The sequence below is a fragment of the Mycobacterium sp. URHB0044 genome (genome assembly GCF_000620625.1).
Lineage (GTDB): Bacteria > Actinomycetota > Actinomycetes > Mycobacteriales > Mycobacteriaceae > Mycobacterium.
The window spans coordinates 379,118-398,589 of sequence record NZ_JIAW01000006.1 but is presented as its reverse complement, the minus strand read 5'-3'; the positions used below and the strand labels follow the sequence as shown (position 1 = coordinate 398,589).

Here is a 19,472-nt window from a genome sequence, read left to right as displayed (position 1 = left end):
GGCACGGTGACCGGTGCTGCCGGTGGCGTGCTGCTGCGTCCGTTCGCCCGGCTCATCTCCAAGGCCGGTGACAGCGTCACCACCTACGGCGAGCCCTGGAACATGAACTAACCACCCTGGTTGAACGCGAGCAGCCCCCGGCTTCGGCCGGGGGCTGCTTCGTTTGGGCCCGTTACTTGTCGGCGCTCGTCGTCTCGGCCGTGTCGGGGGAGGGCCCGGTGCCGGGGCCCGTGACGTGCTTGCCGCTGCCACCGTCCGCCAACAGATTGCGGATCTCGGTCAGCAGACTCAACTCGGTGTCCTGAGCCTGCTCCACTTCGCCCTTCTTGCGCAGCCGGTTGTACGGCATGACGACGAAGAAGTAGACGACCGCCGCGACGAGGATGAAGTTGATGGCGGCAGAGAGCAGAACGTTGAGGTCGATGGTCTCGCCGCCGCCGATGCCGATCTTCAGGACGCCATAGTCCGAGTCGCCGCCGGCGCCCACTCGGTCGATCAGCGGCTGGATGACGCTCTCGGTGAACTTGGTGACCAGTGCGGTGAACGCGGTGCCGATGACCACCGCGACCGAAAGGTCGATGATGTTGCCCCGAGCGAGAAACTCCTTGAAGCCCTTCAACACGAGTGGATTCCTTCCGTGCGTGACGTGTGGTTGTCCAGACGTGCAACGTTAGCCCGGCCGATCGTGCGCGGCGTCCAGTACGGTGCTAGCTTTCGAGGAAATCCGTTCATGCATAGACGATCTGGAGCGAGCGAGTGACGATGCGGTTGCTGGTGTCCGCCGTGCTGGTGCTGATTGGCGTTTTCGGCCTGGCGGGAGGAACCGCGAACGCTCAGCCGTCCACCCCGCCGCCTGCGCCGCCTGGGTCGACGTCCGACGAGCTGGCCGACATGGTGATGGACGCGATCGGGCACGGCGCCGCGGCGCCGACCACCACAGTGGTTCCCGCACCCCCGCAATGACATTCAGTGCAGGGTGAGTGTCACGGCTTGCGTCAACGACGCGCCCGCCACCTGGTTCGCCGCGTGAGCGGGCAGCGCCACCAGAACCACCCTGTCGTCGCCACGACCAGGTGACGTGACGCCTTCCGACACCAGGACGACGACGGCGTTGGTCGCCACCACTTGCGGTTGCTCGTCGCTGGACCCGCCCGGTGGCACGTCAGCTGCGGCCAGCACGTCGACTACGTCACCGGGGCGAATGAGGTCGAGCAGGGCGGCGTCGGCGAGCCGGAGCGGCACCACCCGCGCGTCGGGTCCGGCGGTGGCCTCCGCGAGTCGGGGACTGAGGAGTCTGACGTCGGTGATCACCTCACCGCGACGCGCGGGTCCGGCCAGTGTGGACCCCACCAGTGCGGACGGATCACGTTGAGAGCCGTCGGGAATGGTTGGTACCGAACGTGATTCGACGCGCACGTCGGCTGCGGTGAGCTCGACGCCTGGCGCCAGGTCATGGGCGAAGACGACGACGTCGGCGCGTCCGTCAGCCGGATCCGGCCTCAGCGCGGCCACGCCGGCCAGCACGACGAGGGCTCCGGCGGCGACGCGACGGGCCGCCGTGGTTCGGGTCCAGTCCGGCCGCAACGCCTGCGCGAGCCGACTGGCCGGCGTGGGATTGAGTGATTCCCCCATGCGCCCACGTTAAGTGGGCGAGCGGCCGATCGACGCCCAGCGGCCGACGGGCCTGTGGATAACTTCCGCTACGAGCTGGCGGCCGCGGGGGCGGCGCTGCTGGACGAACTCGAGCTCGATCCGTTCGACGAGCTGGAACTCGAAGAGCTCGACGAGCCGGAGCTAGACGAGCCGGAGCTAGACGAGCCGGAGCTCGACGAGTCCGAGGAGGAGGACGAGGACGTGCCCGCCGACTCGCTGCTCTTCGCCGAACCGTTGGACGAAGCGCTGCTCGCAGTCTTCGCGGCCTCGCGGCTGTCGGTGCGGTAGAAACCGCTGCCCTTGAACACGACTCCCACGGAGCCGAACAGCTTGCGCAGCCGTCCGGAGCACTTGGGGCACGTGGTCAGCGCATCGTCGGTGAACGCTTGGACTGCGTCGAAACGGTTGTCGCAGTCGGTACAAGCGTAGGAATAGGTCGGCACTGAAACCTCCGAGGTGGTCAAACTTCTTAGCACTCTACCGGCGCAAGTGCTAGAACCGCTACGTGGGCCGCGTCATTCCCGTTTTGGCCGCGATCGTCGCGATCACCGTCGCCGTGTCCGTCTGGCTCCACGTCCGCTCGGACTCGACGTCTGCGCTGCCATCCGGTGCGCCGTCGTCCCACGGGGCGGTCGAATACGACCAGGTCAGAGCGGACCTACGTCGGCTGCCGGTGAAGGGCTGGGACCAGCACCGCGACTTCGCGCGGTCCCGGTTCGGCGAAGCATGGAGCGACGACGTCGACGTCGAACTCGGCCACAACGGCTGCAACACCCGCGACGACGTCCTGCGCCGCGACCTGGCGGACCTCGTCGTGCGGCCCGGCACCTGCTTCGCGCAGAGCGGCACGCTGCACGATCCCTACCGCGGCGAGACCATCGCGTTCGTCCGCGGGCCAACCACCTCCGACGCCGTGCAGGTGGACCACGTCGTATCGCTGGCCGACGCCTGGTACAAGGGCGCCCGCGACTGGGACGCTCAGCGCCGCCGCGACTTCGCGAACGATCCGCGCAACCTGCTGGCCGTAAGCGCTCGGGGCAACTTCGACAAGGCTTTTCGCGACGCGGCGAGTTGGCTGCCGCCGAACGTCGGATATCGCTGCGAATTCGTCGGCCGTCAGGTTGCGGTGAAGACCGCCTACGGACTGTGGGTCTCGGAGAAGGAGAGTCGGGCGATGGCCGAGGTGCTCGCCAGCTGTTAGTCGCCCTCACCGAGCGTGACGAGGCCTCGCGCGGGCGTGAGGGCGTGCGTCATCCGCACGTCGTGCTCCTCGCCGGGCAGCCAGTCGACCAACTCGTCGTCCCGGACCACCGCGACCAGCTTCGCGGCCGGGTCCGCCCACCCCAGCGACCGGTCGTAGAAGCCGGCGCCGCGGCCCAGCCGAACGCCGGCCAGGTCCACCGCCAGCGCCGGGACGAGGATCACCGCCGCGGCCGCGACGGTTTCGGCGTCCAGGAAGGGCTGCGCGGGCTCGCGCAGCGAAAAAGGGGCGTCGACCAGAGTGTCGCTGCGGTACTCGCCCCATTGCAACGGCTGCGGCACGCCCGCCTCGTCCTCGCGGGCCACCGGCAGGAGAACACGCGTGCCGAGCGCCACCAGCGCATCGAGCATGGCCGGCGAACCGGGTTCGGAACCCACCGGCACGTAGGCGCAGACGGTCTGCCCGGCGCACACCAGTGCGGGGAGGTGTTCGCGCAGCGCATCAGCCTCCGCGCGCCGTTGCTCGGGCGAAGTCAGGCGACGTGCCGCCAGCACCGTCCTGCGGAATTCCGCCTTCGTCGTCCGATCCACGAACACACCATGACATCCGGCGACGGACCTTGGCCGGACATGTCGGGCTCGAAGGGTCCAACAGGGGCGTTGACGTTAGGGTGTGAACGATGACGACAACGGCCGAGGTACCGATTCCGCGCACGGCGGTCGTTCCCGCCGCCGGTCTGGGGACGCGGTTCCTGCCGGCGACCAAGACGGTGCCGAAGGAGTTGCTGCCGGTCGTCGACACTCCCGGAATCGAACTGGTGGCCGCTGAGGCTGCCGAAGCCGGTGGCGAACGCCTGATCATCGTGACCTCCGAAGGCAAGGACGGCGTGGTCGCGCACTTCGTCCAGGACCTGATCCTGGAGGGCACGCTGGAGGCCCGCGGCAAGCACGTGATGCTGGAGAAGGTGCGCCGGGCGTCCGCACTGATCAAGGTCGAATCGGTGGTTCAACGCGAGCCGCTCGGCCTCGGCCATGCCATCGGCTGCGTCGAAGAGAAGCTGCTGCCCGACGAGGACGCGATCGCGGTGCTGTTGCCCGACGACCTGGTCCTGCCGACCGGGGTGCTCGAGACCATGTCGAAGGTGCGGGCCAAGCGCGGCGGTACGGTGCTGTGCGCCATCGAGGTACCGGAGAACGAGATCAGTGCCTACGGCGTCTTCGACGTCGAGGTGGTGCCGGACGCCGCAAACCCAAACGTGTTGCGCGTCAAGGGAATGGTGGAGAAGCCGAAGGCCGAGGACGCCCCGTCGCCCTACGCCGCTGCGGGTCGCTACGTTCTGGACCGCGCCATCTTCGACGCGCTGCGGCGCGTGAAGCCGGGCGTCGGAGGCGAGATTCAGCTGACCGACGCGATCGCCCTGCTGATCGAGGAAGGTCATCCGGTCCACGTCGTGGTGCATCGTGGTTCTCGACACGACCTGGGAAATCCCGGCGGCTACCTGAAGGCTGCGGTTGACTTTGCGTTGGAACGCGACGACTACGGGCCGGAGTTGCGGCGCTGGTTGGTCGAGCGACTAGGGCTGGGCGCACGCTGATCACGGCACTGACAGGCGCGCCGCGGGCCACGGGACTGCAGAAAGGCGCACTGTGCGTTCGGTGGAGGAGCAACAGGCTCGGGTAGCCGCTGCCGCGGTGGCTCCGAGGCCGGTGCGAGTGGCCATTGCCGAGGCGCAGGGGTTGATGTGCGCCGAGGAAGTCGTCACCGAACGGCCGCTGCCCGGCTTCGATCAGGCCGCCATCGACGGGTACGCCGTCCGCAGCGTCGACGTCCTTGGCGTCGACCCCGGTGACGATGCCGACGAGGCGGGCGACCGCGAGGTCAGCCTTCCCGTGATGGGCCTCATCGAGGCGGGCACGCGCACGCCGAGTCGCCTGCAACCGCGTCAGGCGGCCCGGGTGCAGACGGGCGCGCCGATGCCCACCCTTGCCGACGCGGTGTTGCCGCTGCGCTGGACCGATGGCGGCGAGTCTCGGGTGCGCGTCCTGCGCAGCGTGCGGTCGGGCGCCTACGTCCGGCGCACGGGCGACGACGTCCAGCCCGGCGACGTCGCGGTGCGTGCGGGGACGATCATCGGGGCGGCCCAGGTCGGCCTGCTGGCCGCGGTCGGCCGCGAACGCGTCCTCGTGCACCCGAGGCCGCGGCTGTCGGTGATGTGCGTCGGCGGGGAACTGGTCGACATCTCCCGCACACCGGGCAACGGTCAGGTCTACGACGTCAACTCGTATGCGTTGGCGGCGGCCGGTCGCGACGCCGGAGCCGAGGTGAATCGCGTCGGCATCGTCGACACCGAATCCACGGAGCTGCGCGACGTCGTGGAGGGCCAGCTCAGCCGCGCCGAGGTGGTGGTGATTGCCGGCGGTGTCGGTGGGGCGGCGGCCGAGGGCGTGCGTGCGGTGCTCTCCGAGCTGGGGGACATGGAGGTCGCCCGCATCGCGATGCATCCCGGTTCGGTGCAGGGGTTCGGACAGCTGGGTCGCGACGGCGTTCCGGTGTTCCTGTTGCCCGCCAATCCGGTCAGCGCGCTGGTGGTGTTCGAGGTGATGGTGCGGCCGTTGATCCGGATGTCGCTCGGCAAGCGGCAGCCGTTGCGGCGTGTCGTGCAGGCGCGCACGTTGTCGCCGATCAGTTCGGTGGCCGGGCGCACCGGATACCTGCGCGGGCAGCTGATGCGCGACCAGGACACCGGAGAGTATCTGGTGCAGGCGCTCGGCGGCGCGCCCGGCGCCTCGTCGCATCTGCTGGCCACGCTCGCCGAGGCGAACTGTCTGGTGATCGTCCCCAGCGAGGCCGAGCAGGTCCGCACCGGTGAGATCGTCGACGTAGCCTTCCTGGCCCAACGTGGCTGACGGACGGAGCGGTGCGTGAGCTTTCTGCGCTCGTCGTCCATCCATCCGGGTTGGCCCAAACCGGTCGGGCCTATTCGGGTGCGGGCCGGACTGGTGCGACTGCGGCCGGTCCGGCTGCGCGACGGCGCCCAGTGGAGCCGTCTGCGACTCGGTGACCGTGCGCATCTCGAGCCGTGGGAGCCGGTCGCCGAGGTGAATTGGGAAGTGCGGCATGCCATTTCGTCGTGGCCGTCGATCTGCTCGGGGCTGCGGTCCGAAGCGCGCCGCGGACGGATGCTGCCGTATGTGATCGAACTGGACGGTGAGTTTTGCGGGCAGCTCACCATCGGGAACGTCACGCACGGGGCGCTGCGCTCGGCGTGGATCGGCTATTGGGTCGCGAAGTCGGTGACCGGTGGTGGGGTGGCGACGGCCGCGCTCGCCCTTGGATTGGACCATGGCCTCGGGCCGGTGATGTTGCACCGCATCGAGGCGACGGTGCGGCCCGAGAACGCCGCCAGCCGGGCGGTGCTGGCCAAGGTCGGATTCCGTGAAGAGGGGTTGTTGAAGCGCTACCTGGAGGTCGACGGAGCGTGGCGCGATCACCTTCTGGTGGCGATCACGGTCGAGGAGCTCGAGGGGTCGGCGACGTCACGTCTGGTCCGTGCGGGCCGCGCCGCCTGGGCGTGAGTGCTGTTGCAGATGTGACTTGTGGGGCTAATGTGCTTGTCACTGGTGAATTACAGGTGTGTAATTGACCTCGGCGCGTCGCCCCCGGGTGCGCTGGTCACAGACCTAGCCTGAAGGGGAAAGGAGCCGGCGACATGCCAAGCATCCCCCAATCCCTCCTGTGGATTTCACTCGTCGTGCTCTGGCTCTTCGTGCTCGTTCCGATGTTGATCAGCAAGCGGGACACCGTGCGTCGCACCAGTGACGTCGCCCTGGCCACCCGCGTGCTCAACACCGGGCGCGCGTCGCGGTTGCTCCGCCGCACCGGTCCGGCCGCCGGCCACTACAGCGATCCCCACTGGCGACATTCCGAAGACGACCTGGACGACGACCTCGACGAGGATGACGAGGACGCCCACGACGACGCCGCGGCGCGACGGCCCGTCGTGCTGGCTGCCGCCACCGTGCAGACCGAACCCGACTACCTCGACGTGGACATCGTCGAGGAGGACTCGGGTGCACTGCCGATCGGGGTTTCCGACGCGCGGCCGGTCGAGGACTACGCCGGGGACCCGCAGCTGCCCTTGGACTTGGACGACAACACGCGGACCTTCTCCGTCGACGATCTCTCCGAGGTCGACGCGGACGAGGCCATCCAATCCGAGCCCGAGCCCCAGTTCGAAGCCGAAGCCGAGGCCGTCGCGCCGGAACTCGAGGCGGAGGACACCACGGACGTCTTCGAGCCACTCGAAGAAGACGGCACGGAACACGACTACGAGTACGTCGACGACTCGTCCGGTTTGGAAGCGGCGTCCGACGCCGATCTCGACGCGGCCGACTCCATCTCCGCGGCGCGGCGCAGGCGCTACGAGTCCAAGACGGCCGCCGCGGTGAGCGCGCGGAAGTTCCGCTTCCGCAAGCGGATGCTGTTGACCTTGGCGGTGCTGCTGGTGGCCTCGGCCGCCGCCGCGTGCCTCGTGTTGCCGGCGTTGTGGTGGGCGTGCGGTTCGATCGGCGGGTTCACCGTCCTCTACCTCGGCTATCTGCGCCGCCAGACCCGCATCGAGGAGCAGGTGCGCCGCCGTCGCGCGAAGAGGTTGGCGCGGGCGCGGCTCGGGGTCGAGAGCACTCAGGACAGCGAGTTCGACGTCGTGCCGTCGCGGTTGCGCCGTCCCGGTGCGGTCGTGCTGGAAATCGACGACGAAGATCCGATCTTCGAGCATCTCGACTACGCCCCGTACGCCGCGGACTATCCGTTGCCGCGCGCCGCGGGCCAGTAGATTTTCTGGCTCGGCGAGGTCACTGGTAACCTGTGCTTCCGGTACAAGGGGCTATAGCGCAGTTGGTAGCGCGTCTCGTTCGCATCGAGAAGGTCGGGAGTTCGATTCTCCCTAGCTCCACAGAGTTTGACTAGCTAGATCGCCGCGTCGAGACGGCCTTCAGTTCCGCACGAGTCTGGTCGACCTGGTCGTAGGCGTACGACACGATGGCGGCGGCGGTCATTGCTTCACCCGCGCGCGCAAGGCGTTGATAGTTCTGATCACCCAACACTTCGCGAAGGTGGGCGATCGCCGTGACTAGTTCGGGTTGACCCGCCGCCGTCATTGGGTTCGTCGCTGCGAAGCCGGCGATCGTGCCCGCTGATTCGTAACGTCCGAGCCGGTCGAGAAAGACGGCGAGGAGCGCCAGCGGCGCGCTGAGCATGTAGGTGTTGCCTGACTCGTGATAATTGCCTATCGCCACGGTGAAGTGATCCAACGCGGCCATCCGGTCGCCGTGTTCGGCCTCGAGGCTGGCCAGCATGTAGACGAGGACTGTCTCGTTGAAAGTGTTGCCGCTGTCTCGTGCGATGGACAAGCCCCGGCGCGAGGCCTCGAGCGCAAGGTCGGGGTCGGCGTCGCGGAAGGCGTAGCCGCAGGCGAGAAGCGCCCATGAGAGCACCTGCGGGTTTCCAGTCACTTCGGCGGCGTCGATCAGACCGTCGGCGGCTGCCATCGCATCGTCGATGGAATTGGTAAGCGTCAGTCCGATGACGAGGCAGGCCTGGATGAACGCTCGAGCGTCCAGACCCCGCGAGAGCTGAGTGCGACACCACTGAACCCACCGTTCCGACTGGCCGACAGCGACGTACGCTCCGCCGAGGAAGCCTTCGGCACCGTACGGGAGGTGATCGCTTCCGCGGCTGATCGCCGTTTCGGCCGCCTCGGAATACCCGATAGCCGCATCGACCCGTCCGGCCATGTAGCAATTCGATGCCGTCACGTACAGGCCCGCGAGCCGGGGGTGGTCGATGGTCTTGGCGGGTTCGATGAGTTCTTCAGCCCACGCGATAGGTTCGTAATTGGCGGTGTGCATACCGAACCACGCCGCATATATGGCGATCGGGGCGGCGACATCCAGATCGCCCTGGTCGGCCGCCCAGCGGAATGCGGTACGGAGATTGGCCAGCTCGATGGTGAACCAGTCGTAGGCCTCGCGCTGCCGGGGGCTGTCCCACAGCACGAGGATGTCGGCTTCCCGCCCGGCGAAGTAGCCGGCATGCGCGGTACGCGCATCGGTTGCCTCGCCGCGGGCGACGAGTTGTTCCTCGGCGAACTGTCGGATCGTCTCCAGCATCGAGAATCTCGTCCGCCCGGTTGACCGGTCGGCGATCAGGAGCGACTTGCGCACCAGCGCGTCGAGCAGATCGAGGACGGCATAGTCGTCGGCACCGTCGGATCTTGCCAGTGCGCAAGCACTTTCGGCGTCGAACCCACCGGCGAACAACGAACACCGATCGAGCAGCGCCCTTTCTGCATCGTCTAGCAGGTCATATGACCATTGCACTGCGTGACGCAATGTTTGGTGGCGTTCCACTCCGCGTCGTGATCCCACCAGTAGTTTGAAGCGGTCATCGAGCCGGTCGCGCACCTCTGCCGCCGTCATCGATGCCATTCGCGAGGCCGCCAACTCGATGGCCAACGGAATCCGATCAAGGCGGTGGCAGATCTCCAGGACCGCCTCGTCGGCCGAAAAGCTCGGCGAAACACTGTGCGCGCGTTCGACCAGTAATTCGACCGCGGCGCTGACGGGCAGAGACTTCACCGGCCATATCTGCTCACCTGCGGCGCCCAATCCTTCGCGGCTGGTGGCCAAGACACGCACCGTTGCGGACTGCGCGAGGATGGCCTCCACGAGGTCCGCCGCTGCGTCGAGCACGTGCTCGCAATTGTCGAGCATCAGCAACCGGACCCTGCCCTCTAGCGTGGCGGCCACGGATTCGCTCACGGTCTTGCCCGGCTGCTGCATGATGCCCAGCACGGCTGCCACCGCATCGGGCACGGCTGCAGGATTCGAGACCGCGGCCAGCTCGAAAAGCCATACCCCGTCTGGGAATTCATCGACCATCCGCGTCGCGACCTCGGTCGCGAGCCGCGTCTTGCCCACCCCACCCACCCCGGTCAACGTCACCAGTCGATGGTTTCTCAGCTCCGCTTCGATCTCGGCGACCTCGGACTCGCGACCGACCAAGCTGGTTCCCGCGGGCCGCAGGTTCCCCGGATTCACCTCGAGTGTCCGAAGCGGCGGGAAGCCCGTGCGCAGACCCGGCGCTCGAAGTTGGAACACTGTGATCGGCATCGGCACGTCGCGCAGCCGCCGCGGCCCCAGATCGACGAGATCGACACCGCTCAGCAGCGGCGCCGTCGAGTCGGCCACCAGGATCTGACCGCCGTGCCCGGCGGACATCACCCGTGCGGCGCGGTTGAGCACGGTGCCGAAGTAGTCCTCGTCTCGAAGCTCGGCCTCCCCGGTCGCCAATCCCATCCGGACTGGTAACTCCAACGCCCGCTGAGCAGCGACCGCCGCATCCACAGCCGAGCGCGGGGAGGCGAACGCTGCCACCACGCCATCACCGGTGTGGCTGAACAGGAATCCGCCGTGCGACTCGATCGCGGTGCGCAGCACCTCGTCGTGCGCTTGCAGGGCTGCCCGCATCGCGGCCGCATCGGATTCCCACCGACGGGTCGAACCCTCGATATCGGTGAACAGGAACGTCACGACGCCCGAAGGTGGTCCCCCCATGGACACTTGCACAGGATGTCACACTCAACGGCGTCTCACCTGCAACGTCGTCGAACCGCTAGGGCAGCACGGTCTTCATCAACATCACGTTGTACGCCGACCACAGCGACAGGTTGTAATACAGCTCCTTGCCCGTCGACCACGGGTGCAGGAACGGCGCATAGATGCCGCCGGGGATCTGCATCGACGGCACCAGCAACTGTTCGGGACTCCACGGTCCCTGCGGCGTCGGCGCCGTCCTCATCACGACGTCGTTGGCGCCGTTGCCGTAGAGCGCGAGGTACTGCTTGAGATACGTGTTGTATTGGACGGACATCTCGCCGACCGGTCCGGGGATCACCGGTGTCGCAGCCGCCGGATTGGCGGGGACCCAGGATCCGTTGTCAGAGTTCCAGTATTCGTACTTGGTGAGGTCGGGAACCAAGTTGGGGGCCACTCGCGCGACGTACGCCGAACCTCCTCGCCCGTTGGGTGTTCCGAACGTGTACAGGTAGGGATCGCCAGGTCCGGGCTTGAGGAATGCGCCCATCTGGAAGTTCTCGTTACCCGCGCTGGGGGTGCGAACCGTTCCGGGGTAGACGCCCCACGTCTCGCCGTTGTCCGACGACATCGCGATCGCGGAGAAGTTCGTCGACCACGAGCCGGGGCTGTTCCAGTCCCTGATCGACATGAAGTTGAGGAGTTGGTGATTGCCGACCGCGACGCCTGCCGTCGGAATGATGCCCGTCTCCTCGGGCGCCTGACCGATGCTGTTGATGATCTGCTTGGAGATGCCCGCACGCCACACCGGTGACCCGGAGTACTTGTTGCCGACGACGCCGTCCGGCACGGCGACAGTCTTCGAGAGGGCGCCGTCCTGGCTGCGGAACAGCGCGTTGTACCGCCACTGCTTACCGGGAATCCCGCAGTAGCCGTTCGTGTCGCCGAACGCCATGAGCACCTGGCGGTTGGCGGAATCGCCGTTGTCCCACATGATTCCGAGATCGGTCCCGGTGATCGCGAATCGCTGAATGGTCTGGTTCGGGCTGTCGGGCCCGGTCACCCATCCCACGATCGAGGTCCCCGGCGGACCGCTCGGCGCGGGTGCCGGCGCCGCGGCCGGTTGAGGCGCCGGGGCTTGCGCAGTGGCCGCGCCGCCGGGATTGGGCGCCGGAACCACCGCCGCTTGCTGTTGGACGGGCGCGGAGCGGGGAGCGGGGGTGAGCGCCTTGAGGAGCGCGGGCAACAGACCGAGTTTGGGTAGCGGCGATGCGTCGTTCGCGCCGACGGGCTTGTGTCCGATCGGGCGGTTGAACGGCGCCAGCCGTGACGGACTGGGAATCTGGAAGGCCTGATTCGGAAGTGGTTGTGCCGCAGCGGCAGCGCCCTCGCACGGCTCGGCGGACGCCAGTGGCGCGACACCCATCGCGACGCTGAGTCCGATCACCGCCGCCGACGCCATCGATACCGAAGCGATTCGCGGACGCGGCGACATGTCACACCTTCCAGGGCGGGACGTCGCATTGACGTCAGCAGTTGGCTGATGTGACGATAGTGATCGTTGAGGCTGTAGTGACAGCTGATGCTTGAATGGGTATGCATCCGTGACCGTGTCGCAACACGCGGATTTCACCGGATCGCCGCATGGAAGTCGATGAGCGGTGCTGTAATCCACGCATGGGGGTTGATTGCGTTGCACGTTCGTTGGGCCGGCTGGCGGCTGCCGTCGCACTGGGCGGGGGCTTGCTTCTGGCAACTCCCGGGACGGCGTCCGCGTCCATCCCGATCGTGTTCGAGTTGACCGGCACGTTCGGAGAGGGTGTGCAGGTCTCGTACTTCGGCGCCAACGACGAACCCATTGTCGAGGTCGCGGGCCTGCCGTGGTCGACCGCGTTCGAGTACGCCGGCAGCGCGCGTTCGCTGACGTTCACCGGCATTCATCCCGGCGGCGATCCGGGGTCGGTCACGTGCAAGGTCTCGGCAGGCGGGCGGACGATCGTCTCGCACACCAACAACGCCCCCAAGCCCGCTGGAACGGGCGCCTACTGCAACATCGTCAACCTGGGTTCGGGTTACGTCGGGAACTGATCCGGTCGAGCAGATCGGCGACGCGGACGGCGATGTCGTCGCGCACCAGCCGCATGCGTTCGATGCCGTCGATGCCCCGCTCGGACGGTTCGTCGGTGTCCCAGGTCTCGAACAGGGTGCCCGCCACCGGGTCGACATGGGCTTCGCGTCCGAGTGTGACGACGACGTCGACGTCACGGACGAGCTGGGGGTCGACGAGCGTGGGTGTCCGGCCGGTGATGTCGACGCCGACCTCGGACAATGCCTGCGCGGAGAGCTCATTGACCGCACCGCCGGGTTTGGTACCTGCCGAGTACACCCGCACGGCGTCGCCGGCGATCTTGCGCATCAGCCCCGCCGCCATCTGCGACTTGCCGGCGTTCTTCACGCAGACGAAGAGGACGGACGGCGCGCTCGTGGGTTGGCTCATCGAGTCTCCGCCGGATGCGGAATGACGACGTCGTCCGCGGTGGCGGCGGCGTCGGGATAGAGGGCGACGACGAGCGCCAATCCGACCAGGCCGCCGACGATCTGGGCCGCGATGAAGCCCGGCGCAGAGCTGGGAGCGATGCCCGCGAAGGTGTCGGAGAACATCCGGCCGATGGTGACGGCGGGGTTGGCGAATGACGTGCTGCTCGTAAACCAGTACGCCCCACCGATGTACGCCCCGACCGCCGCGGCCGAGAGGGCCGCGCGCCCGCTTCGGGCCAACGCGAAGATCAACGCGATGAGCCCGGCGGTGGCGACGACCTCGGCCACCAGGTGGCCCGTGGTGATGCGCTGCTTGGTGGCGATCTCGAACACCTGCCGGTCGAACATGACATTGGCCAGTATCGCGCCTGCGACGCCTCCTCCGATCTGGGCGAGCGTGTAGGAGGCAACGTGACTGGCACTGATTCCGGTGCCGCTGCGCCGGCCCAGCAGCCAGTCGGCTGCGGACACGACGGGATTGAAGTGGGCGCCCGACACCGGACCGAACAGCAGGATGAGCACCGAAAGACCAAACACGGTCGCGGTGGAATTCTCCAGCAGTTGCAGACCCACGTCGTCCGGCGAGAGCAGTTGTGCCGCAATGCCGGAGCCGACGACCACCGTCACGAGCAGTGCCGTCCCGGTGAATTCGGCGAGTAGTCGACGGGGGAGAGGAACAGGGCCGCTCGTCACTGGCTCACCATGGTCTCGGTGTTCAGCAGTAGTGAAAGTTGTTGCAGCGCATCGGGAACCACTCGGTAATAGACCCAGGAGCCGCGCCGCTGACTGTCGAGCAGACCGGCCGTGCGGAGCACCTTGAGGTGGTGCGAGATGGTCGGTTGGGACAGCTCGATTCCCACCGACAGGTCACAGACGCATGCCTCGCCGCCCGCGTGGCTGGCCACCACGCTGAGCAGTCGCAACCGCACCGGGTCGGACAACGCCTTGAGCTTCGCCGACAGTTCGACTGCCGCCGCCGCGGACAGCGGCTCGCGGGCCAGGGGAGAGATGGCGCAGCCGGAAGCGGCGGTCACCGGCAATTCCGACTTAGACATCCGTCGATATTGACCGATGTCGAATCAGTGCACAAGCCAACGCCTGGTGAACGGCCAGCCGGTCACGCCACCATGCCCTTCGCCGTCCTATGCGCGTCTTCAACACCAGGGCTGCGATATCTGCCGGTGTGCCGGATATCAGCAGCCGTGGCGTGGAAATTGCGCATAGCACGCGGAATGGGGCATCGCAGGGGGCGCGAACTCCCCGTCGGGCCTAACCCGAACCCTCGAGGTACGCCACGATCGCGTTGGTGAGCCCCTGTCGTGCGAGGTCGAGGTCGGCATACGTACCGAGCTGGCGTTCGGACGTGATCCCACGCATGGCCCCGGGGATGAAGGTGGCGACCTCGTTCAGCCGACCCGGATCGATGTCCAGACCCGCAAACGCGTTCTGGCATGTCACCAGCCAGCCCCGTCCCCAGGATTGGAGTTCGGCGGCGGTGCGCGGATACAACCGTTCCAGTTCCGCTGGGTCGCGGGGAAGCGCCGCGCGCAAATTCTCGATCGCGCGCGAGTCGGTCGAGGTGAGACCGTCGTAGAGAATGTCGATGATGTTGGCGACCCGTTGCCGCAGCGGCGACGTCGGCTTCGCGGAGACGAACACGTCGGCCCGTCGCTCAGCCGTGCGCTGCAGAACCGCGGCCCAGAGTCCATCGGCGTCGCCAAACTGGTACTTCACCGCACCCCAGGTGGCCCCGATCTGCTTGGCGATCCGATTCGCCGACACCGCCCCGGGGTCGCCGGTGGCCAGCGCCTTCAAGGCGGCGTCCAGCATGTTCTGGCGTGTGGCATCACCGCGCCGGTTGGTGCGCTGAGGCTGGACGCCGGTGTCGGTCATGCTGCGGATGATACCGGTCGGACCTGCGGATTCGTAGATTCACAGAGGGCTCTTTGATTTTTACACAGACCCCTCTATTCTTCTTCCAAAGGACGCTTTGCAACGCGCGAGGAGAGGAGCCGGGCATGGCGAAGCCACCGCTCTCGATGAAGCCGACGGGCTGGTTCCAGGTCGCCTGGTCCGAGGAGATCGAGGTCGGCGATGTGCACAAGATGGTGTACTTCGGCCAGGAGATGGTGGCGTGGCGCGCGCAGTCGGGCCGGCTGACGGTGATGGACGCCTATTGCGAACACCTCGGCGCGCATCTGGGTTTCGGCGGTCATGTCGAAGGCGAGGTGATCGAGTGCGCCTTCCACGGTTGGCAGTGGAATCACGAAGGTCGCAACGTCTGCATCCCTTATGAGAATCGGCCCAATCGAGGGCGCAGGATGCGCGTCTACCCAGTGGTGGAACGCAATGAGTCCGTCTACATCTGGCATGACACCGAAGGTCGTGAGCCGTTCTTCGACGTCCCCGACGTGTTCGCGAGTTTCCACGACGGCAGCAGCGCGGCCGGCTACTACCCACGAGCCCGCCTCTACGAGCAGCGGCTTGAGTTGCACCCCCAGTACGTGCTCGAAAACGGCGTCGACTCCGCGCATTTCAAGTTCGTGCACAAGACGCCGATCGTGCCGGTCTTCACCCGACACGACTTCGATGAGCCGGTGTCCTACGTCGACTTCACCATCACTTTCGACGGTGACGAGAACCAGTCGATCGACGACGTCACAAGCGGTGTCGAGGCCATCAACGGCGGGCTGGGCATTGCGGTGACGAAGAGTTCGGGCATGATCGACAACCGGACGATCTCCGCGATCACGCCCGTCGACGAGTTCACCTCCGACGTTCGCTTCACTGTCTACATCGGCCGCGCTCCTGGCAAGGACACCCCGCGAGCGGAAGCTAGGGCGGAGGCATTCGGCCAAGAGGTCATCCGGCAGTTCAGCCAGGACGTCTATATCTGGTCTCACCAACGTTATTCGGACCCGCCCGCTCTGTCGCCCTCGGAGTTCACGGGCTTCACCGCGATCCGCGAGTGGGCGCGACAGTTCTATCCCGACGGTCGCGGCGGCAGCGCCGCCGAACTGCAGGCCGCAGCTATCAACCAGAAAGGCTGAGTATCAATGACTTCCACCGCCAGCAGGCCAGTTCGCGTGTTCCAGGTGGCGACGGGCAACGTCGGTTCCGAGATGATCAAGCGGATCGTTAACCGCGACGACCTCGAACTCGTCGGATTGCATTGCTACACAGCGGATAAGGTCGGGCGCGATGCCGGCGAGATCGTCGGGCTGGCCCCGGTTGGCGTGAAGGCCACCGGCACCATCGAGGAGATCATCGCAGCCAAGCCCGATGTGCTTACCTTCCACGGCGTATTCCCCGACGAGGACCTCTACGTGAAAGTGCTTGAAGCTGGCATCAACGTCGTGACGACGGCCGACTGGATCACCGGCTGGCACCGCGACGCCAACCACCCCCACCCGTCGGGCAAGCCGGTGACACAACTGCTGGCCGAGGCGTGCCAGAAGGGTGGCTCGACCTTCTACGGCACCGGAATGAACCCCGGCCTGAACCAGATCCTCGGGGTGGTGTGTTCCGCCGACGTCGCCGAGATCGAGAACATCACGACCATCGAATCCGTTGATGTCTCGTGTCATCACTCGAAGGACACGTGGATCGAGGTGGGCTACGGACTGCCCATCGACGACCCGAGCATCCCAGGCAAGCTGGAGAAGTACACCCGCGTCTTCGCCGACAGCGTGCTGATGATGGCCGACTGTTTCGGACTGGAACTCGACGAAGTGAAGTTCACCTACGAACTCGGCGCGTGTACCAAGGACGTCGACCTGGGTTGGTATCAAATGCCGAAGGGCTCACTCGGCGCCAACTACATCAAGTACCAGGGCATGGTCGGTGGAGTGCCCCGCGTTGAGACGCACCTCGAGTGGCAGATGACTCCGCACACCGATCCGAGCTGGAATATCAAGGGCTGCTACATCACCCAGATCCAAGGCGATCCGTGCGTCTACAACAAACACATGATTTTCCCGAAACCCGGGGTGGACTTGTCGAATCCGGATAACTTCGCGTCGATCGGCATGACCGTCACAGGCCTGCCTGCGCTCAACGCCATCTCGTCGGTGGTCGCCGCTCCACCCGGGCTAGTCACCAGCGCCGACCTGCCCCTGCGTGGATTCGCCGGCAGGTTCAAGGATTAATTCCGAACCGAACCACATGCAGCCTCAGCAGCAGGACGACGCCGCGGTGTCGTCGAGGTGCCCGGGGCTGGCGCCGAACGTGTCGGAGTCGGATAGCACGGTGTAGACCTCCCACTTTTCGCCTGCGGGCCCGGTGACCCAGACCTTGTCCTGGGTGGCGAAGCAGCACGTCGTGCCGATCTCCTCGTCGGTGAACAGACCCGCTTCGGTGAGCCGGGCGATCTCGCTGTGCACGGTGTCGCTGGACTCGACCTCGACGCCGAGGTGATTGATGGTGCCGCCCTTGCCGGGGTTCTCCAACAGCACCAGCTTCAGCGGCGGCTCGACGACCGCGAAGTTGGCGTAGCCGGGCTTGAGCTTGGCGGGCTGGGTATTGAACAGCTTGGAGTAGAACGCGACGGCCTCGTCGAGATCGTCGACGTTCAGTGCGAGTTGCATCCGGGACATGGGTGAGCCTTCCTGCTCTGTGAGTTGTGTACGTGTGTGACTTATGTCGAATTGGTGCACCCTGGCCAGAATGCCTACCTTTTTGACTTATGTCAATGTTATCGGCAGAATCGGTATGTGCCCAAGACGCTGCCAACGATCGACATGTCCGCGCCGGTCTGCTGCGCACCGGTCGCGGCAGGCCCGATGAGCGACGACGACGCGCTGCACGTCGCGCTGCGGCTCAAGGCGCTCGCCGATCCTGCGCGGGTGAAGATCATGTCGTATCTGTTCAGTTCGTCGGCCGGCGAGGAGAACAGCGGTGATCTCGCCGCCGCGTTAAGCCTCACCGAGTCGACGGTCAGCCACCACCTCACCCAGCTCCGTCGGGCGGGACTCGTCGAGTCCGAACGTCGCGGCATGAACGTCTATCACCGCGCGCACCGCGACGCGCTCGGAGCGCTGTGCGCGGTGCTGGACCCCAACTGCTGCACCTAGGCAATCTGGTTGCTCCGTCGCAAATGGGGTAGCCCACCGCAGCTTCGCGTTTGCCGTGCAACCCAAGGCTGTGCGGCGGGCCGGAGCGGGACTCGGTAAATTTGGTGCCCGGGGTCGTCCGTGCGGCACCCGATCAAAGAACACTTGAACAGGCGGCTTGATGCGAGGCGAACTTCCTGACGTTGTCATCACCGGTGTCGCGATGACCAGTGCGCTGGCGGCCGACGCCGAGGAGACCTGGACGGCACTGATCGACGGCCGCAGCGGCATCCGTCCGCTGACCGAACCGTTCGTGGAGGAACTGGGCCTGCCGGCCCGCATCGGCGGCAAGTTGCTCGAGGACTTCGACACTCAGCTGAGCCGCGTAGAACTGCGACGACTGTCCTATCTGCAGAAGATGGCACTGCTGCTAGGCCGTCGGGCGTGGGCGCACAGCGGATCTCCCGACGTCGACCCGACTCGACTGGCGGTGTCGATCGGCACCGGGCTGGGCAGCACCGAAGAGATCATCTTCGCCTACGACGACATGCGCCAACGTGGTCTGCGGGCGGTATCCCCGCTGTTCGTCCAGATGTTCATGCCCAACGGGCCTGCGGCCGCGGTGGGACTGGACCGTGGCGCGCGTGGTGGCGTCTCGGCGCCGATGATGGCGCATGCTTCCGGAGCAAGCGCCGTCGCAGAGGCGTGGCGGCAGATCATCTTCGGTGACGCCGACATCGTGATCTGCGGTGGCGTGGAGTCCCACATCGAAGCCGTGCCCATCGCGTCGTACGCCCAGACCGAAGGCGTCCTGTCCACCGACAACGACGATCCGATCGGCGCGTGCCGCCCCTTCGACCGGAACCGAACCGGCATGGTGCTCGGCGAGGGCGGCGCGCTGATGATCATGGAGACGGAAGCCCACGCAAAGGCGCGGGGTGCGCACATCCTGGCCCGCGTGCTCGGCGCAGCAACGACGTCCGATGGCTACGACATGTTGTTCTCCGACCCGGACGCCGAACAAGAGACCCACGCGCTGCTGCGAACCATGGAGCTCGCCGGCCTGGCGCCCGACGACATCGACCACGTGAACGCCCACGCCGCAGGCACCGTCGACGGCGACCTCGTCGAGGCGACCGCGCTGCAGAAGGCGTTCGGCAGCCATGGGCCTGCGGTGTATGCACCGAAGGCCGCGTTGGGCAACACCTTTGGATCTGCGGGCGCCATCGAGGCCGTGCTGACGGTGCTGGCTTTGCGGGACGGCATCGTGCCCCCGACGCTCAACCTCAAGGAACTCGACGAGCGGATCGATCTCGACGTGGTCAGCGGACAGGCCAGGAAGGCCGATTATCGCTACGCGTTGAGCAGCACGTTCGCGTTCGGCGGATACAACGTCGTGCTGGCCTTCGGCAAGTACTGACGCTCCGGCCCAAG

General features: G+C 66.6%; 23 protein-coding genes and 1 tRNA gene. 13 read left to right on the top strand and 11 right to left on the bottom strand.

Translation table 11 applies throughout. From position 1 onward, the window contains the following. Positions 1 to 111: MspA family porin (locus N536_RS38590; protein ID WP_036436476.1), on the top strand; the 111-nt coding region annotated here is incomplete at its 5' end. A 61-nt stretch (positions 112 to 172) separates the two neighbouring features. Here N536_RS38590 and mscL read toward each other — a convergent pair. Next, the gene (gene mscL / locus N536_RS0115855) at positions 173 to 622 is read right to left on the bottom strand and encodes a large-conductance mechanosensitive channel protein MscL (protein WP_029114503.1); all 450 of its coding nucleotides are present in this window, start codon (positions 620 to 622) and stop codon (positions 173 to 175) included. A gap of 134 nt (positions 623 to 756) precedes the next feature. Here mscL and N536_RS0115850 point away from each other — a divergent pair, with 134 nt between their 5' ends. After that, positions 757 to 963, top strand: a complete 207-nt coding sequence (locus N536_RS0115850) for a hypothetical protein (protein ID WP_029114502.1) — start codon at positions 757 to 759, stop codon at positions 961 to 963. 3 nt (positions 964 to 966) lie between these two features. On the opposite strand, the gene N536_RS0115845 is transcribed toward N536_RS0115850, so the two are convergent. Both N536_RS0115845 and N536_RS41525 read right to left on the bottom strand, forming a co-directional pair. Then, entirely contained in the window at positions 967 to 1,632 is a 666-nt protein-coding gene (locus N536_RS0115845; RefSeq protein WP_029114501.1) for an SAF domain-containing protein, read from the bottom strand. 68 nt (positions 1,633 to 1,700) lie between these two features. Further along, on the bottom strand, positions 1,701 to 2,096 hold the full coding sequence (locus N536_RS41525) for an FmdB family zinc ribbon protein (RefSeq protein WP_081809222.1): 396 nt from the start codon (positions 2,094 to 2,096) through the stop codon (positions 1,701 to 1,703). Positions 2,097 to 2,158: 62 nt separating this feature from the next. On the opposite strand from N536_RS41525, the gene N536_RS0115835 reads away from it, so the two are divergent. After that, the gene (locus tag N536_RS0115835; protein ID WP_231514543.1) at positions 2,159 to 2,854 is read left to right on the top strand and encodes an HNH endonuclease family protein; all 696 of its coding nucleotides are present in this window, start codon (positions 2,159 to 2,161) and stop codon (positions 2,852 to 2,854) included. Here N536_RS0115835 and N536_RS0115830 read toward each other — a convergent pair. Then, entirely contained in the window at positions 2,851 to 3,444 is a 594-nt protein-coding gene (locus tag N536_RS0115830) for a 5-formyltetrahydrofolate cyclo-ligase (RefSeq protein WP_036436578.1), read from the bottom strand. The genes N536_RS0115835 and N536_RS0115830 overlap by 4 nt on opposite strands. 89 nt (positions 3,445 to 3,533) lie before the next feature. On the opposite strand from N536_RS0115830, the gene N536_RS0115825 reads away from it, so the two are divergent. The 5 genes from N536_RS0115825 (at position 3,534) to N536_RS0115805 (ending at position 7,808) form a co-directional block, all read left to right on the top strand. Further along, complete coding sequence (locus tag N536_RS0115825; RefSeq protein ID WP_036436474.1) at positions 3,534 to 4,448, top strand: UTP--glucose-1-phosphate uridylyltransferase; 915 nt, start codon at positions 3,534 to 3,536, stop codon at positions 4,446 to 4,448. Between the two features lie 52 nt (positions 4,449 to 4,500). Continuing rightward, the gene (gene glp / locus N536_RS0115820; RefSeq protein ID WP_029114496.1) at positions 4,501 to 5,760 is read left to right on the top strand and encodes a gephyrin-like molybdotransferase Glp; all 1,260 of its coding nucleotides are present in this window, start codon (positions 4,501 to 4,503) and stop codon (positions 5,758 to 5,760) included. A gap of 15 nt (positions 5,761 to 5,775) precedes the next feature. Further along, positions 5,776 to 6,429 carry a GNAT family N-acetyltransferase gene (locus tag N536_RS0115815; RefSeq protein WP_036436472.1) on the top strand — a complete coding sequence of 218 codons (654 nt, stop codon included), beginning with the start codon at positions 5,776 to 5,778 and terminating at the stop codon, positions 6,427 to 6,429. A 134-nt stretch (positions 6,430 to 6,563) separates the two neighbouring features. Further along, on the top strand, positions 6,564 to 7,688 hold the full coding sequence (gene glpR, locus N536_RS0115810) for a gephyrin-like molybdotransferase receptor GlpR (protein ID WP_029114494.1): 1,125 nt from the start codon (positions 6,564 to 6,566) through the stop codon (positions 7,686 to 7,688). Positions 7,689 to 7,735: 47 nt separating this feature from the next. Next, positions 7,736 to 7,808, top strand: a tRNA-Ala gene (locus N536_RS0115805). A gap of 10 nt (positions 7,809 to 7,818) precedes the next feature. On the opposite strand, the gene N536_RS0115800 is transcribed toward N536_RS0115805, so the two are convergent. Together N536_RS0115800 and N536_RS0115795 are read right to left on the bottom strand one after the other, a co-directional pair. After that, entirely contained in the window at positions 7,819 to 10,470 is a 2,652-nt protein-coding gene (locus tag N536_RS0115800) for an adenylate/guanylate cyclase domain-containing protein (protein WP_036436576.1), read from the bottom strand. A gap of 58 nt (positions 10,471 to 10,528) precedes the next feature. Next, positions 10,529 to 11,944 (bottom strand): DUF4185 domain-containing protein, encoded by a 1,416-nt coding sequence (locus tag N536_RS0115795; protein ID WP_029114492.1) that lies wholly within the window; start codon positions 11,942 to 11,944, stop codon positions 10,529 to 10,531. A gap of 182 nt (positions 11,945 to 12,126) precedes the next feature. Here N536_RS0115795 and N536_RS0115790 point away from each other — a divergent pair, with 182 nt between their 5' ends. Further along, positions 12,127 to 12,537, top strand: a complete 411-nt coding sequence (locus tag N536_RS0115790; RefSeq protein ID WP_029114491.1) for a hypothetical protein — start codon at positions 12,127 to 12,129, stop codon at positions 12,535 to 12,537. Here N536_RS0115790 and N536_RS0115785 read toward each other — a convergent pair. The 4 genes from N536_RS0115785 to N536_RS0115770 all read right to left on the bottom strand — a co-directional run bounded on the left by N536_RS0115785 (position 12,506) and on the right by N536_RS0115770 (position 14,880). Then, a complete protein-coding gene (locus N536_RS0115785; RefSeq protein WP_029114490.1) occupies positions 12,506 to 12,946 on the bottom strand; it encodes a low molecular weight phosphatase family protein in 441 nt (146 codons plus the stop codon). The two genes, N536_RS0115790 and N536_RS0115785, sit on opposite strands and share 32 nt — an antisense overlap. After that, on the bottom strand, positions 12,943 to 13,680 hold the full coding sequence (locus tag N536_RS0115780) for an MIP/aquaporin family protein (protein WP_029114489.1): 738 nt from the start codon (positions 13,678 to 13,680) through the stop codon (positions 12,943 to 12,945). The genes N536_RS0115785 and N536_RS0115780 overlap by 4 nt, the downstream gene beginning before the upstream one ends. Beyond that, positions 13,677 to 14,042 (bottom strand): metalloregulator ArsR/SmtB family transcription factor, encoded by a 366-nt coding sequence (locus N536_RS0115775; protein ID WP_029114488.1) that lies wholly within the window; start codon positions 14,040 to 14,042, stop codon positions 13,677 to 13,679. Before N536_RS0115775 ends, N536_RS0115780 begins: the two co-directional genes overlap by 4 nt. A 214-nt stretch (positions 14,043 to 14,256) precedes the next feature. Then, positions 14,257 to 14,880 (bottom strand): TetR/AcrR family transcriptional regulator, encoded by a 624-nt coding sequence (locus N536_RS0115770; RefSeq protein ID WP_029114487.1) that lies wholly within the window; start codon positions 14,878 to 14,880, stop codon positions 14,257 to 14,259. 125 nt (positions 14,881 to 15,005) lie between these two features. Here N536_RS0115770 and N536_RS0115765 point away from each other — a divergent pair, with 125 nt between their 5' ends. Together N536_RS0115765 and N536_RS0115760 are read left to right on the top strand one after the other, a co-directional pair. Continuing rightward, entirely contained in the window at positions 15,006 to 16,037 is a 1,032-nt protein-coding gene (locus N536_RS0115765) for a Rieske 2Fe-2S domain-containing protein (protein WP_029114486.1), read from the top strand. 6 nt (positions 16,038 to 16,043) lie between these two features. Continuing rightward, positions 16,044 to 17,135 (top strand): dihydrodipicolinate reductase, encoded by a 1,092-nt coding sequence (locus N536_RS0115760; protein WP_029114485.1) that lies wholly within the window; start codon positions 16,044 to 16,046, stop codon positions 17,133 to 17,135. Positions 17,136 to 17,159: 24 nt separating this feature from the next. On the opposite strand, the gene N536_RS38585 is transcribed toward N536_RS0115760, so the two are convergent. Next, a complete protein-coding gene (locus N536_RS38585) occupies positions 17,160 to 17,582 on the bottom strand; it encodes an ArsI/CadI family heavy metal resistance metalloenzyme (protein WP_036436573.1) in 423 nt (140 codons plus the stop codon). Positions 17,583 to 17,699: 117 nt separating this feature from the next. Between N536_RS38585 and N536_RS0115750 the strand changes: the two genes are divergently transcribed. Together N536_RS0115750 and N536_RS0115745 are read left to right on the top strand one after the other, a co-directional pair. Continuing rightward, entirely contained in the window at positions 17,700 to 18,059 is a 360-nt protein-coding gene (locus tag N536_RS0115750; RefSeq protein ID WP_029114484.1) for an Rv2640c family ArsR-like transcriptional regulator, read from the top strand. Between the two features lie 160 nt (positions 18,060 to 18,219). Next, on the top strand, positions 18,220 to 19,458 hold the full coding sequence (locus N536_RS0115745) for a KasA/KasB family beta-ketoacyl-ACP synthase (RefSeq protein ID WP_036436468.1): 1,239 nt from the start codon (positions 18,220 to 18,222) through the stop codon (positions 19,456 to 19,458). Positions 19,459 to 19,472 lie beyond the last annotated feature (14 nt).